At 49.4% G+C, this 14,754-nt stretch carries 14 protein-coding genes; 8 read left to right on the plus strand and 6 right to left on the minus strand.

Features of this window, described 5'->3' with window-relative positions:
* Window positions 1-20 precede the first annotated feature (20 nt).
* Window positions 21-650: an NUDIX hydrolase gene (locus H6F68_RS23330; RefSeq protein WP_242065621.1), complete on the minus strand. Its 630-nt coding sequence runs from the start codon at window positions 648-650 to the stop codon at window positions 21-23.
* Window positions 651-934: 284 nt separating this feature from the next.
* Between H6F68_RS23330 and H6F68_RS23335 the strand changes: the two genes are divergently transcribed.
* The 3 genes from H6F68_RS23335 (at window position 935) to H6F68_RS23345 (ending at window position 3,798) form a co-directional block, all read left to right on the plus strand.
* Window positions 935-2,998, plus strand: a complete 2,064-nt coding sequence (locus H6F68_RS23335; protein ID WP_190562882.1) for an FAD-dependent oxidoreductase — start codon at window positions 935-937, stop codon at window positions 2,996-2,998.
* 94 nt (window positions 2,999-3,092) lie between these two features.
* Window positions 3,093-3,419, plus strand: a complete 327-nt coding sequence (clpS, locus tag H6F68_RS23340; protein ID WP_190438295.1) for an ATP-dependent Clp protease adapter ClpS — start codon at window positions 3,093-3,095, stop codon at window positions 3,417-3,419.
* 31 nt (window positions 3,420-3,450) lie between these two features.
* Window positions 3,451-3,798 carry a DUF2103 domain-containing protein gene (locus H6F68_RS23345; protein ID WP_370527521.1) on the plus strand — a complete coding sequence of 116 codons (348 nt, stop codon included), beginning with the start codon at window positions 3,451-3,453 and terminating at the stop codon, window positions 3,796-3,798.
* Between the two features lie 36 nt (window positions 3,799-3,834).
* On the opposite strand, the gene H6F68_RS23350 is transcribed toward H6F68_RS23345, so the two are convergent.
* Window positions 3,835-4,158, minus strand: a complete 324-nt coding sequence (locus tag H6F68_RS23350) for a hypothetical protein (RefSeq protein ID WP_242016994.1) — start codon at window positions 4,156-4,158, stop codon at window positions 3,835-3,837.
* Window positions 4,159-4,379: 221 nt separating this feature from the next.
* Between H6F68_RS23350 and H6F68_RS23355 the strand changes: the two genes are divergently transcribed.
* The 3 genes from H6F68_RS23355 to H6F68_RS29455 are packed head-to-tail and all read left to right on the plus strand — an operon-like array spanning window position 4,380 to window position 6,145.
* Window positions 4,380-5,519, plus strand: coding sequence for a tRNA (guanine-N1)-methyltransferase (locus H6F68_RS23355; protein WP_190562681.1), 1,140 nt, complete (start codon window positions 4,380-4,382; stop codon window positions 5,517-5,519).
* 16 nt (window positions 5,520-5,535) lie between these two features.
* Window positions 5,536-6,030 (plus strand): Uma2 family endonuclease, encoded by a 495-nt coding sequence (locus tag H6F68_RS23360; protein ID WP_277876151.1) that lies wholly within the window; start codon window positions 5,536-5,538, stop codon window positions 6,028-6,030.
* Entirely contained in the window at window positions 5,945-6,145 is a 201-nt protein-coding gene (locus tag H6F68_RS29455; protein WP_277876152.1) for a Uma2 family endonuclease, read from the plus strand. The genes H6F68_RS23360 and H6F68_RS29455 overlap by 86 nt, the downstream gene beginning before the upstream one ends.
* A 49-nt stretch (window positions 6,146-6,194) precedes the next feature.
* Here H6F68_RS29455 and H6F68_RS23365 read toward each other — a convergent pair whose 3' ends face one another.
* Both H6F68_RS23365 and H6F68_RS23370 read right to left on the minus strand, forming a co-directional pair.
* The gene (locus tag H6F68_RS23365) at window positions 6,195-6,695 is read right to left on the minus strand and encodes a molybdenum cofactor biosynthesis protein MoaE (RefSeq protein WP_399315006.1); all 501 of its coding nucleotides are present in this window, start codon (window positions 6,693-6,695) and stop codon (window positions 6,195-6,197) included.
* A gap of 110 nt (window positions 6,696-6,805) precedes the next feature.
* Entirely contained in the window at window positions 6,806-7,795 is a 990-nt protein-coding gene (locus H6F68_RS23370) for an aspartate carbamoyltransferase catalytic subunit (protein ID WP_190562682.1), read from the minus strand.
* A gap of 406 nt (window positions 7,796-8,201) precedes the next feature.
* On the opposite strand from H6F68_RS23370, the gene H6F68_RS29125 reads away from it, so the two are divergent.
* On the plus strand, window positions 8,202-11,738 hold the full coding sequence (locus tag H6F68_RS29125) for a PAS domain S-box protein (protein ID WP_242065622.1): 3,537 nt from the start codon (window positions 8,202-8,204) through the stop codon (window positions 11,736-11,738).
* 98 nt (window positions 11,739-11,836) lie between these two features.
* Here H6F68_RS29125 and mgtE read toward each other — a convergent pair whose 3' ends face one another.
* Window positions 11,837-13,183, minus strand: coding sequence for a magnesium transporter (gene mgtE, locus H6F68_RS23390; RefSeq protein WP_190438307.1), 1,347 nt, complete (start codon window positions 13,181-13,183; stop codon window positions 11,837-11,839).
* A 205-nt stretch (window positions 13,184-13,388) separates the two neighbouring features.
* On the opposite strand from mgtE, the gene H6F68_RS23395 reads away from it, so the two are divergent.
* Window positions 13,389-14,030, plus strand: a complete 642-nt coding sequence (locus H6F68_RS23395; protein WP_199300255.1) for a hypothetical protein — start codon at window positions 13,389-13,391, stop codon at window positions 14,028-14,030.
* A 12-nt stretch (window positions 14,031-14,042) separates the two neighbouring features.
* Here the strand turns inward: H6F68_RS23395 and H6F68_RS23400 are convergent, their stop codons facing one another.
* Entirely contained in the window at window positions 14,043-14,735 is a 693-nt protein-coding gene (locus H6F68_RS23400; protein WP_399315012.1) for a DNA-3-methyladenine glycosylase, read from the minus strand.
* Window positions 14,736-14,754 lie beyond the last annotated feature (19 nt).

Here is a 14,754-nt window from a genome sequence, read left to right on the forward strand (position 1 = left end):
AGTTTGTAAAGAAATAAAAACTATGGCACCAGTGGAGTTGAAACCTTAAGAAATTGCATACCCAAAAATAAAGCTGCGATCGTTCCAGAAACGCAAATTTCTCCATTCCATATCCTTTCTGATAATTCTTCCACGGGGATTAAAACAACTTCAATGGCTTCAGTCATATCAAGGTTTTGTTCAGCAAAAACAAAAGCATTTTGCGCGAGAAATAAGTGAATTTGGTTAGTATCTTTGACGGGGTTATCGTGGAGCGTCGCCAGCTTTACTAAATGCTCAGCTCTATAACCTGTTTCTTCTTGCAGCTCTCTCTGGGCAGCAACTTCTGGGCTTTCAGTCTCGGGGTCAAACGTGCCCGCTGGGAGTTCTAATAAGATTTCCTCCACCCCGTGGCGATATTGCTGCACAAAGACAACTTCTTGGTTTGGAGTGATCGCAAGCACCAAAACCACATCAGGTCGAACCACAACAAAATAGTCATCAATTAATTGCTGATTGGCTAGTCTCACGGTGTCTTGGCGGACTCGGCACCATTTGTGCTCAAAGACCATGCGTGAAGTTAAGGTCTGCCATTTGCGAATCGGCTGCATAACTTTAAGGTTTTCTAGTAGTTCTGGAAGGGAAAGAATGTAGGCAAAGAGAATAAGCAAATCTAGGCTAGATCTCCTGCTGCCATAAAATCTGCCTGGCAAGCCATGAATACGCTTGACTCAGTTTCAGTTAAAACCAGAGGCTGCGTCTGAGTGATTAGTACGTCCCCAGTAGAGTTGTAGGGATTCTGCTCAGACTCCGAAACTTAAGGTGTTGCCTTGTAGTCAGGTTTAAGCAGCAGTGGCTTGAGTGTTAGTCACAAAGCTTGCCTGGATGGATTGCTAAATGCGCTGGCTGCTGCGAATCACTAACCCCCTACATGTCCCCCTACAGTTTTCTCGTGATGCAACGTCGTCTTTCTTTCATTAGCAAAGTTTTCATGGGTGCTACCCTAGCCCTACAACTCTTGCCCCCTTCTGCGATCGCGGCTCCTCCTCGAACTCCTGACCAAACTGTGACCTGCGAAGTGTTAGTTGCAGGAGGTGGCTTGGCGGGTGTCGCAACGGCTTACGAAGCTTTGTTGGCAGGACGCACTGTCTGCATGACCGAGATTACAGATTGGGTCGGCGGGCAAATTTCAGCTCAAGGCACCTCAGCGCTGGATGAACGGCAGACTCAGCGATCGCTCTTGTTCTATCCGCGCGGCTATCTCGAACTGCGGCAACGTCTAGAGCGTTATTACAAGGGCGATCTCAATCCGGGTGATTGTTGGGTCAGCGAGTCTTGTTTCTTGCCACGGGACGGCCACAAAGTTTTGTTCGATGAGTTGCAGAGTGCTGCTAAGCGTGGCAAGGGGACGCTGAAGTGGTTTCCCGCCACGGTGATTAAAGAGCTAAACACAACTCCTGTCGGAGCTGGGCAACAGATTCAAGGAGCGATCGCCATTCAGCATCGGCCTGCTCCTGGTGCAAGTCCGCTCAATGCCTTGCCCCTTTCCCAAACGATTGAAGATGCCTATCGCTACGAAAACTCAGCGCAGTTTCAAAAAGCGATCGTGCGGTTTGTGCCAGCTCCAGCGAAACTGTCTAAATCTCAAACCACTCAATCCCCGGCTAATGCTCCGCAATGGTATGTGGTAGATGCCACCGAAACCGGAGAACTGGTAGCACTGGCTGATGTGCCTTATCGCTTGGGCATCGATCCTCGCTCTTATCTAGAACCGTCTTCCTCTAGTGAAGCGGGTGACCCCTATTGCACTCAAGGCTTTACCTACACCTTTGCCATGCAGGCCACAGAGCAACCCCAACAGCATACTGAGCCTGCGTTTTACCCCAATTACGCCGGGTACTACAGCTACGAATTGCCCCGGTTGGCGAGTTTCCCGCTTGTCTTCACCTACCGCCGGATTCTAAACCAAAACCCCACTCGCCAAGAGGTGAAGGTTCAGTCGAACACTGGCGCGGTTACCCCTGGTGATATTTCCATGCAGAACTGGACTTGGGGGAACGATTATCGCCCTGGCACCGCAACCGATAACTTTGTCTACACCCGCGATCAACTTACCAGCACGGGGCAATTGCAGCCAGGAGCGTGGATGGGTGGTTTACGAACGGAAAGTCTCCAGCGAGCTGAGGAGTTGTCTCAGGGATATTTCCATTGGTTAGTTGCGGGTACGACCGACTCTCAACTCGGAGCAGGCGTAAAACAACCGCAACCCAATCACCGTTACCTGACAGGATTTGATACCCCCATGGGGACTGCTCATGGTCTGTCTAAGTATCCTTACATCCGCGAGGGTCGCCGGATTATTGGGCGTCCGTCTTGGGGGCAGCCTCAAGGCTTTACGGTTTGGGAGGTAGATATTTCTCGACAGGATTATTTCAAAGATGAGTACTACCGCAAGACACTGTCACCCCAGATGTATCGCAGCTTGCAAGCAACTTTGGCAGGCCTAGAAGCTACGTCTTTTGTAGGTAGCAAATTGCCGTCTGAAAAAGTGACCCGCCGGACGCGATCGACCATTTATCCAGATGCAGTTGGGATTGGGCACTATGCGATTGATTTCCATCCTTGCATGACTCAGAGTCCGCCTGAGCAACCTGGCAACACCGAGCGAGCAGGAGAGCGACGCGGGGCGGGTAATGCCTACCCCTTCCAAGTACCACTACGAGCCATGATTCCCCAAAAAGTTGACAACATGCTGGTGGCGGGTAAGAGTATTGCCACTAGCCACGTTGCCGCAGCAGCTTATCGGGTGCATTCATTTGAGTGGTCTTCGGGTGCAGCAGCAGGCACAACAGCCGCCTTTGCGCTCGAAAAGGGCATCATGCCTTATCAGCTGGTTGACCAACTACCGCGAGCAGAGCCACAACTCGAACTTTTGCAACGTCGGCTGGCGGAAAATGGCAATCCAATTACGTTCCCTGATACTTCGATCTTCAATGAGAAATGGGAGGATTGGAAATAGATTTTTGCCCCGGAGGCCGAAGCGGTGGTAAGTCGCTAGAATTGCACTAGGATAAAATACGTAGTTTTGTTAAAAGTGTTTCCGGTAACGGCCTATGAATCTGGTACTTACGGCAGCTTCCCATTTTGCCGCCGTTGCGCCTACGGTAGCGCCTGAAAAGGCTGGTCAAGTTACCCGTCAAACTTACCCGAATTACAAAATCATTGTGCTGAATGACGACTTCAACACGTTTCAGCATGTCACCGAGTGTTTGATTAAGTACATCCCGTTTATGACTAGCGATCGCGCTTGGGAATTGACCAATCAAATTCACTTTGAAGGTCAGGCAGTGGTTTGGGTAGGGCCGCAAGAGCAGGCGGAACTTTATCACACGCAACTAAGCCGCGCTGGTTTGACGATGGCTCCTCTAGAAGCGGCCTAACTCAAACTCTCCGGTCGCTGCGATTTCCTCTATGCTGAGAAGTGCTGGAACTCGGCGATCGCAGCACACTTCAACTGGCAAAACAATGGGTAACCCCTCTCGCGGCAGGCTTGTTCTCAACCACTCCACCCACATTCCGGGCTTGATTCCGTTGTTGGAACGGCTGCTTCAGCAAGAGGGGATTCAAACGATTACCCCTGGTGTAATTGGTGCCGTACGAGCGCACTCTCCAAAGCTCAGACTTAAGATTTCTGTCCCGATTCGCGGCGGCTTTAAGGTGCTCGCCCGACAAGGTAAGACAGTACAGGAAGTGTTTATTTTGACGAGCTTAAGTCAGGAAGTTTTGGAAAGTGCGATCGCTACGGTTTTAGCGAAGTAACAGCCTTAACAAAGCCATTATTCTACTGAGCTAGCACTACTCAACTTGACGCAGTACGACGGCCAAACGATTTAGCGGCAAGCTAATCATGCAGGCAAAAGTGAGTAAGTAAGAAATAATTGCAGTGAATTTCAGGCTTAGCAGCAGAACTTCCCAGTCAGGCAAGGCAAATTTCTGCACGCCCAAAGCGACGCAGTGAACAGCCCAGTAGGTAAAGATCATCAGCATCAGCATGCTTTCAGCTTGTTCGAAATCTTCCCCTTGATCTTGAGGCATGCCAACCAGCAAGCCGAGACCAGCCAGACAAGCAAAAAATGATAGCAAAACCAACCAGTCATGCCAGAGGAGCGTTGGCATCATTGTGTCCTTGATTACGCATTGAATCGAAAATTAGTCTAAAAGATCAGGGCTTTCAACTCACGAAAATATTACAAACTGCAATGAATTCGTGCGAGGAACAAACCATGTTTCGCACTTTTATAATTCCCTGTTAATTGCGAGAACTAAAGCAGCTTAAAGCTTTAACCAATCCTTTCTAGTTTGGGATCAATTTTTCAGTTAATTAAAGTTAATCAAGAAAAATGAATCGAAATTCACTTTGGCAGCAGGAGGGTAAAGTCAAATTTCAAATCGGCAATACTTTCTATCGCTCTCAGAGCCAAATTGGCCGAGACCTAGGGTTGTTAGCCGCTGCGATTTATAAAGCTGATACTGGAAAACTGCGAGTTCTGGACGTTATGACCGCTTGTGGCGTGCGGTCTCTACGGTATGTGCTAGAGAGCCAAGCAGATTGGGTTTGGGCGAATGATGCCAACCCAGAAGTAAACATAACTTTAAGCCAAAATCTAGCTAGCTATTTAGAGCCAAGTTCTTATCAAATCACCTATCAAGATGCCAATCGCGTCTTTTTTGATTGCTATCAACGGCAAGACTACTACGACTTAGTAGATGTAGATAGTTTTGGCAGTCCTGCGCCCCACTTCAGCACTAGTCTTTGGGCAACAAAAATTGGTGGATTGCTCTATCTAACGAGTACCGATGGACGTACCAGTTCGGGCCATGAACCTGAAAAAAGCCTGCAAGTCTATGGTGCTTACGCCCGCTGGCATCCCGCTTTACATGAACAAGGCTTGCGGCTCTTAATTGGTAGTGTTCTACAACAAGCCAATAACAAGGGCTTAAGTATTCAACCAATTTTTTCGCTGTTTAATGGTCAGGTTTACCGGGTGATGGTGCGAGTTCTAACCCATCCTAGTTCTGAGCTAAAACACTATGGATTTCTGGGTTACTGCCATCATTGCGGCCACTATGAAACGGTGTCTTGGCGTCAACTCAGCCGTGCTGTTTGCCACCACCACGCTTCCCCAGAGCCACTCACACTCAGTGGCCCAATGTGGCTCGGTCCCCTACACGATCGCCCCATGTTGCAACGGATGGAGCGGTTAGCCCAACAGTGGAATTGGTCAGAACGAGTGCAACTGCTACAAACTATGCAGGCTGAAGCAGACCTACCTTCCTACTTTTTTGGCTTGGGAGAAATTGGTCGGCGCGGCAAAATGGACCCACCTCCTCGCGATCGCCTGATCCAGCTACTTCAAGCTGAAGGCTACCAAGCCAGCCCCACTCACATTAATGCTCAGGCCATCAAAACCAACGCCGCGATCGCCACTTGTATTGAACTCGCCAGGCAATGCCAATCCGCCAAAGACTCTAACTCCTAAAATTAAAACAAAATAGATGCGATCGCCTTCGCTCAACATCATGATCTCAACTAAACCCAGATTTGAGAGCTTTGAAGAGTACCTAGCCTACGACGATGGCACAGAAAAGCTGTATGAACTGTTCAATGGAGAACTAATCGAGGTGCCACCCGAATCAGGAGAAAATGTAGCGATCGCAATCTTTATACTGTTACAGTTGGCAACGATCGTAGGTCATGCCAGAGTGAGACCTCATGGGCTAGAACTCGAAGTCCGAGGCGAGCCGAGAAACCGCTATCCCGATTTGACAGTGATCCGAGAGGAGCATGTTGAGCAGTTGAGACGACGTAATACCCTACGGTTTGATATGGCTTCTCCATTGCTAGTGGTTGAAATTGTCAGCCCAGGAGAGTTGCAGCGCGATCGCGACTATATTTGCCAAACGGATGCAATACCAAGATCGGGGCATCCCAGAATACTGGATCGTAGACCCCCAACAGCAAACAGTGCTGGTTTTAGAACTAAGTGGTGATGTCTATACAGAAATTTCCACGCTCCAGGGTGAGGATCCGATGCGATCGCCACAGTTTGGAGAATTGAACCTAACCGTTGCTGAACTTTTTGCTGCGGGTCAACCAATTACCTAGGAAGCGATCGCTACAGCAGTTCAGTCGCTACGAACTTGGTTGCAGGCATTCAGGTAGCTACCTTAGCTTCACAAGCGCCAATACTCACCCAACTGCTAGAACCATCAGCCCAATGTTCTTTTTTCCAAATGGGGGCGTTGTGCTTCAGCGTATCGATCGCAAACTGACATGCCTCAAATGCCTCAGTACGATGCGGACAGCCTACAGCGACAAGAACGCTGATTTCGCCGATTCCTAGCTTGCCAGTGCGGTGATGAATCACCACCCGCGTTACGTCTGTCCACTTCTGCCGAATCTGGGTGGCAATTTGCTTAAAAACCTCGATCGCCATTGGCTCATATGCTTGATATTCCAATGCAACCACAGGTTTGCCATCGGTTTGGTTACGCACCATCCCACTCATCACCACGATCGCTCCGTTGGCAGCATCGTCTGCTAAGCGATACACCTCGTCTAGAGATAACGGTGCAAACGTCATAGCAAAACTGTCTCGCTCGTCTAGGGAAGTGGGGGCAGAAATGGCTAGGGTGGTAGCGGCATCCATTGGCATCAGCTTTGTAGAACGTCCTGCCTCTATTGTGCGGATCTTTGCGTGAAACAGAGGCAATTTTGGATTGAGATTGCAGAATTTCTCCTCCACTCTCTCCAACTTCAAATGTCTTAAGCTTTGCCGCTGCCCATCAAGTACAACAAGGCCATCCGGACAGCTACACCGCTGGTGACTTGTTGCGAAATTAAGCTGAACTCTGGGTCGTCCATCAAGTCGGAGCTAATTTCTACCCCCCGATTCACAGGGCCAGGATGAAGGACTTTGACATTTGGCTTGCAGAGCTTGAGGCGATCGCGAGTAATGCCGAATTGTTGATGGTACTCTCGCAGGCTGGGCAATAAATGCTGGGTCATGCGTTCTTTTTGCAGCCGTAGCGTCATGACAAAATCAGCATCTTGCAAAGCGGGCTCTAGATTCCAGTGCAAAAATAGCTTGCCCGCTCGGTCTTTGCCACAGTCAGCAAACAGTTGGGGTAGAAGCGTCGGAGGTCCAGCCAAATGTACTTCCGCGCCACTGGCCGTCAAGCTCCAGATGTTCGATCGCGCCACCCGTGAATGCAAAATATCTCCGACAATCGCGATTTTCTTGTCAGCCAATAAATCTAAGCGAGGTCGTTCTGGATCGAGCAGGGTACAAATCGTGAATAGATCAAGCAGAGCTTGGGAGGGATGCGCATGTTGTCCATCTCCGGCATTTAGCACCCCAACTAGAGAGGCTAAACGGTCCATCTCATCTGCGATCGCTTGGGGTACTCCTGCCTGCTGATGACGAATCACCATCAAATCCGTACCCATCGCCAAGTAAGTTTTGGCCGTATCGAGAATCGTTTCTCCTTTTGTTAAAGAAGAATTTCCCGGAGTAAAATTAAGAGTATCAGCGGATAAACGTTTGGCTGCAAGTTCAAAACTGCTCCGAGTGCGTGTAGACGGCTCGAAAAACAGGTTAGCAACTACCTGCCCCTGAAGAGTTGGAACTTTCTTGGTTCGCCGAGATAAAACCTCTCGAAAACTGGCAGCAGTTTGTAAGACTGTGTCGTACTCTGCGGGAAAAAAATCAATCAAAGAAATGACGTGACGGCGAGTCCAAGCTGTAGTAGCCATGCTGGTGATTTAGCCCGATAGTCTCAGGTTCCAACTTTAAAACTTTTACGGAACCATTAGACCAATCAGCCGATAAATCAGCCCCGATTAAAGTTACTCAAAGTCAACGAGCACAACCTTCCAAATCGGTCCTGTAAGCTTCGAGCTTCGACCATTGCGCTTTAGCGGATTAGATTCAGCCATCTAGCTAAGGTAACTCTCCCCTCAAATGGGCACTATATACGGGTATGTACGGAGTCGCTACAGGTTTAAACCGATGGGTGGCATGCCATTTGTTTAGCCTTCACTGATCCAGGCTGGATAGACAGGTCCACTAGATATGTTGGCGAGATCCAGAGACTTGTCTCAAGACAACCAATCCCACGGCTTTAGCAAAGCACTACTTCTTCAGGAACCACAAAAATTCATGAAAGCTGCTTGTCCAGATCATGAGACAGAGAGACTACAGTCTCTTCAGCAATATCAGATTTTGGATACAGAATCTGAATCTACTTTTGATGAACTAACTAGCTTAGCTGCCCGCATTTGCAGTACGCCAGTTGCTCTCATTAGTCTCATCGATCGCGATCGCCAGTGGTTTAAGTCAAAGGTTGGTTTGTCCATCAGCGAAACTCCGCGAGATCTGGCATTTTGCGCTCACGCAATTTTGCAAAATGACATCTTGGTCGTCCCCAACGCTTTGTCAGATGTCCGCTTTGCCCAAAATCTTTTAGTGATTACGGAACCCTATATTCGCTTCTACGCTGGGGTGCCGTTAACAACTCCTGAGGGCTTTAACTTAGGAACACTTTGTGTCATTGATTATGTTCCTAGAGAGATAAACGTTGATCAGATCGAAGCCCTGCGGGTTCTGAGCCATCAAGTAGTAGCTCAGCTAGAACTCAGACGTCAGCGCTTAAGTTTGAGGCAGGCCAATCAACTGCCGCAGGCGAGCGAATCTCTAGGGTTGCGGCCCAGTGAAGACATTCAAACTCATATTCAAACGCAACTAGGCTTTGTACCACCTTTTTTTGGTCCCGCTCAGACCTATCCTCAAGTCCTAGAAAACCTATGGCACCAGACTCAGCTAGCTTATCTAGGTAATCCTTTATCGCCAGTATTCAAAGAAAAGCTTTCTGCCTATCTTTCTCGTTACTGCGCGATTCCTTACTGCATGATCTGCCATAGCTGCTCTTTGCGTCCTTTGGGAGTAGAAGCTCAGGAGGTCTTAGCTTTGTTGGAAGCGCCACCTCCTACGGAGCTAGAGGTAGACGACCACCTCGCCTTGTTGTCGGCTCATCCCGAAGTGCTTAGGGCTCTATCCGAAGGCGACAGAGCTGTAGAAACAAGTTTGCTGTATTGTTCTATCTTTATTTTTCTCAATTCCGAGGAAGCAGAGTTTTGTCGGCAGGAGCTACGTCGGATGTTAGGGCTGGAGATGTACCAGCACTTAATTACCTTTATCGCCTATGTCAAAACCTGCCATATGTGGATGGAGGCCCATCCCGAGGTGGCTTACACCACTGATGCGCGGGTTTTGGGGCATTTTCAGGCTCTTTTAGAAGAAGCGCCTAACTTAGCAGATTTCTTTGAGCACTACCGAGAGCGGGTGCAACAAGAACAACAAAATTGGGTACAGCAGCAAGCAGCGATCGCGGCTCATAAGCAGCAGGAGCAAGCTCTACGCCAAGCAGCGGTGGAAAATTTGCGCTTGGCTAGGGCGATCGCGGCGGTGACTGATGGAGTATTGATTACTGACCCGCATCAAGTAGACAATCCGATCATTTATGTCAACTCTGCTTTCAGTCGCATGACGGGGTATGAACCCGAAGAAGTGATCGGACAGAACTGTCGGTTTTTGCAAGGTCCAGAGACTGACTTGCAAGAGGTGGCAAAAATTCGTCAGGCGATCGCAGCAGGTAAAGAAGCGCAGACCACTTTGTTGAACTATCGCAAAGATGGACAGCCCTTCTGGAGCGAACTTCGCATCTCGCCCATTTTCTCGGAGTTAGGAGAACTGCTTTACTTCGTGGGGGTTCAAACGGATGTAACACCACGTAAGCAAGCGGAAGAAGAGCGGCGTTGCTTCTTGGCCCGCGAACAGGCAGCGCGAGCAGAAGCAGAAATAGCGCGTGAGCGAATGACCAATATTTTAGAGAGCATTACAGATGCTTTTTTCGCCGTCGATCATGAGTGGCGATTTACTTACATCAACCCGCACGCAGAACGCTTATTGCAAAAGGCTCAACACCAACTATTAGGACAGCGCTTGTGGGATGAGTTTCCTGAAGCCGTTGATTCAACCTTTCAACAGCAGTATCAGCTAGCAATGACGAGGGGAGTGAGTGTTGAGTTTGAGGGACTCTGCCCCGCTTTAGGGGCATGGTTTGAGGTGCATGCCTACCCGACTCAAGATGGTTTGTCGGTCTATTTCCAGGACATCACCGCCCGAAAACAAGCTGAGCACAAACTCCGAGAACAGGCAGCATTTTTAGAAGTTGCAACCGATGCTATTTGGGTGCAAGACCTCAACAGTGAAATTTTGGTCTGGAACCGAGGTGCTGAGACTCTGTACGGTTGGACAGCGGCAGAAGCGATAGGACAACCCGCCAACCAGTTCTTGGCTAAAGAGGCTTCCTTGCAGCTAGAAACAGCTTGGCAGCAAACTCTAGCGAAGGGGGAATGGTATGGGGAGTTACACCAGGCTACCCAAGATGGCCCCGAGGTGGTGGTGTCTAGCCGCTGGACTTTATTGCGAGATGAGCAAAATCAGCCTAAATCGATTTTGGTCGTGAATACCGATATCACTCAGAAGAAGCAAATCGAGGCTCAGTTTCTCAGAGCGCAGCGCATGGAGAGTATCGGCACCTTGGCAGGCGGTATTGCTCATGACTTGAACAATGTGTTGGCTCCGATTTTGATGTCTACTCAGTTGTTAGAGCGCAAAATCAAAGATGAACAAAGCCAACGCTTACTGAACACTGTAGAGTTGAATGCTAAACGAGGAGCGGATTTAGTTAGACAGGTTCTATCCTTTGCTCGAGGTTTAGAAGGAGAAAGAACTTTACTCCAAATTAGGCATTTAATTCTAGAGATTGCCAAGATCGCCAAAGAGACATTTCCCAAGTCAATTGAGATCTACACAGATATTCCACAGGAATTGTGGCCAGTTTCGGGAGATGCTACCCAACTCCACCAAGTACTGATGAATCTCTGTGTGAATGCTAGAGATGCCATGAGTGAGGGAGGCACGCTGAGCATTACGGCTGAGAATTTGCTGATTGATGAAAATTATGCTCAGATGCACCTTGATGCTCAAGCAGGCTCCTATATTGTTGTGACGGTATCGGATACAGGAGCCGGAATTCCACCAGAAATTCTCGATCGCATTTTTGAACCCTTCTTTACTACCAAAGACTTAGGCAAGGGTACAGGTTTAGGGCTGTCGACGGTGATGGGGATTATTAAGAGTCATGGGGGCTTTGTGCATGTCTCTAGCAAGCTCAACCAAGAAACTCACTTTAAGGTGTTCTTGCCAGCCACAGAAGCGACGGTACCCCAACCGATAGCTGAAGCCTCAGACCTACCTTGGGGCAGGGGTGAGCAAATTTTGGTGGTGGATGACGAAGCAGCAATTCGGGATATTACCAAAACTTCGTTAGAAGCGTTTGGTTACCGAGTACTGGTGGCCAATGACGGCATTGAAGCGATCGCTCTTTATGCTCAACACAAGGATGACCTCAGCGCTGCTTTAGTAGACATGATGATGCCCTCTATGGACGGTCCCACTACCATCCGGACCCTCCAGAAGATTAACCCCCAGCTAAAAACCATCGCGGTGAGCGGTTTGGTAACCAGCGATAAGTTAGTTGCGGCAGCCAAGGCTGGGGTTAAAACCTTCTTGAATAAACCCTTTACTGCTAAAGAGCTACTCCAAACCCTCGATCAGTTGTTGCACACCTAAACTCCCTTAGCTGGAGCTAGAGCTACATCGGCAGACCAATCAGCACGATTCTCGTGATTGTCCTGCTTCAAAACTTTAAGAGCATTGAGTATCCAGCTTTACTTGAAAACTTGTAGAGCGATGGAAATTAGGGTCAGGAAGGTGAGAAAGCCTACTGCATCTAGCAGGGTAGTGAGCAGTGGCCCACTGATCAAGGCGGGATCTAGATTTAGCCGTTTCAAGCCCATTGGCAGCACTGTTCCTAAGCTGGCGGCAATGAAGACATTAATCGCCATTACCGTTCCTGCCACCAAAGCCACCCAGCGTTCATCTGGGGGAGACCAAATCAGGGAGAGGAGGCTGAGGGATAGACCTAAGCCTACAGCAGTGCCCAAGCCAGCTAAAACTTCTTTGCGTAGAATTTGCAATGTGTCATCTGGTGTGACCTCACCCACCCCTAAACCTCGAACGGTAACCGACAAAGCTTGAATTGCTACGTTGCCGCTAGCGTTAGACAAAATTGGCATAATCACAGCCAGAACAGGCACCAGGGCAATCGTCTTTTGGAAAGGAGCGATCGCACTGGCTGCACCTACGTAAAGCACAATGTTGCCCATTAACCAAGGCAAGCGCTTGCGAATTGTGACATGGGGAGCTGACAAAGCTGCTTCGTCTCCACCACTTACCCCTGCCAGCTTTTGAATATCTTCTGTGGCTTCTTCTTCCAAAATATCGACCACGTCGTCAATCGTGACAATGCCTACTAAGCGGTCTTCTCGATCGACTACAGGCACGGCCAGCAGGTCGTAGCGCTTCATCAACTGCGCCACTTCTTCTTGAGGCATTTCGGTGCGAGCTTTGAGGACGCGATCGCTGGCAATATCCTGAATTAGGACATTAGGTAGTGAAAAGAGAAGTTGGCGCAGTGACACCACCTGCACCAGTTTGCGGTTGTTGTCAGTCACATAAGCGTAGTAAATCGTTTCTTTGTCTTGGTCAGTCAAGCGGATTTTGCGAATGGCTTCTTCGACGGTTAATCCTTGGCGTAACCGCACATACTCGGTGGTCATCACCCGTCCAGCCGTGCCTTCGGGATAGCCTAGAATTGTCGCTGTTGCTTGGCGTTCCGTGGGGCTGAGCTGTTGCAAAAGCCGCTTGACCACACCAGCGGGCAACTCGTCAAACAACTCGGCTCGATCGTCGGGTCGCATCGACTCAACGATCTGGCAGACCTGGGTACCGTGCATGGAATTAATCAACTCTTCCTGCACTTCAGAGGGGAGATATTCAAAAACATCGGTGGCTTGATCTTTCCTCAGCAACCGAAACGCGATCGCTCGCCGCTCTGGCGGGAGTTCAACAATGTAGTCCCCCACATCCACAGCAGGTAACTGATTCAGCTCAGACTTGAGCTGGTTTAAGTCCGCAATATCGGACAGCAAGGCACGGTTTTCCTGAGTTAGCATACAACCTCCTACGTCTCCCCCGCGCTGGGAGACTTACGCCACCAGGCTAGAGGAGATATCTACTACCAGGGAATGGACTAGAGTCCATGGAATCAATAAAACTCAACATCGACACCCAACCTAGGTATCGCTACGTTCTATGCTAACCCTCTCCTGCTTCTGGCGGTAGAGTCCGGTTGAAGTTTATGGAATCACAGGTAAGAAGATGATGAAATTTTATAAAGTATCTTTAATAATTTTGCTAGCTGGTAGTTTGTGTTTAGGCATCAGCAGTTGTGATACGCCTCCCAGCGAAGAAGGCGATCGCACCCGCTCATCTCCGCCCAACTCAACCGCAGCGAACTCAACCATTCAACCAGCCGCCTCCGTTCCAAAGGCAACGTCAACCCCCACAACTAGCCCTTCCTCAGCAACTCCATCTCCAGCCGCTCGCAGCCAACCGCTAAAGGCACCCGCTAAAACCGTGGCGGCAACCACAACGGCTCAGACTCAAAATACAGTCCCTGTGACGATCTACAAGGTGGATGGTCAATGCCAAAACTTGGTGGCGCAAAAAGTAACGGTGTCAGCTCAGAAACCAATGGAGGCAGCAGTTAGTAAAACCCTAGCGCAATGGGATACCGCTGATTTTAGTTTGACAGGCTACCGGGTCAGCGTTGATCCAGACAGTCGGGTTGCGACTGTGGATCTGCGCGTCAGCCCAAGCTCAAAACGGCAACTAGAGTCGCTCTCTAGCTGTGAGCAGTTAGCCTTGCTGGGGGCAGTCAATAAAACCTTGACTACCAATCCGCAGTGGAAAATTGAGTCTGTCCGCTTTACAGAGCAAGGAGAAGAAGTGGTGCTTTAGCAGGCGCAAACTCTAGAGCTTAGAAACCGCAGGACACTGCTTGACATACCAGCGCCAAGGAAGATCAATCCCTTGAGTTAAGCCAATCCGGGTGGTTTGTACCAACGCGATCGCCCCTTGCTCGAAATCTTGTTGCCAGTTGGGTTGACGATGCTCCAGCCAGAGGGGTTGGCCTAGGGCGAATGGTAGAGCCGTCAAACTTAAGTCAATTTGAAAGGCACGGCAAAGTTTTCCGGGTCCGGCGGCTACTCGGTCTAGTTTGCGTTCTTTGAGGGGGTCGATTCCCGGAGGCATAGCATCCAACTGCAAAGCCCGAATCAAGACAGCACTAGGGATGCCATCTAGATCAGTGACCACATTCAGACAGTGATACATGCCGTAAATCAGATAAACATAGCTCAGCCCTGCGGGACCAAACATCACAGAATTCCGAGTGGTCTGTCGTCGGTAGGCATGACAAGCAGGATCTCCGGGTGCATAAGCTTCTGTTTCTACAATCAAGCCACGCAACACGGTGCCATCCGCAGTTTGTCTAACCAAGGTGCAGCCTAAGAGATCGGGGGCTACCTCTGTAGAAGGACGAGCCAGCCAAGCGGGCTGAATAAACTGGGCAGTGGAAATCGAACTCAGGGAGATTGTGTCAAAAATGTTGCGATCGCTAAGATCTTGATTGGTTTGTTCTACAATGCCGTCAAGTTTGGTCACTGAATTCCTACTTCACATT

Source organism: Trichocoleus sp. FACHB-262, assembly GCF_014696035.1.
Taxonomy (GTDB): Bacteria; Cyanobacteriota; Cyanobacteriia; order FACHB-46; family FACHB-46; genus Trichocoleus.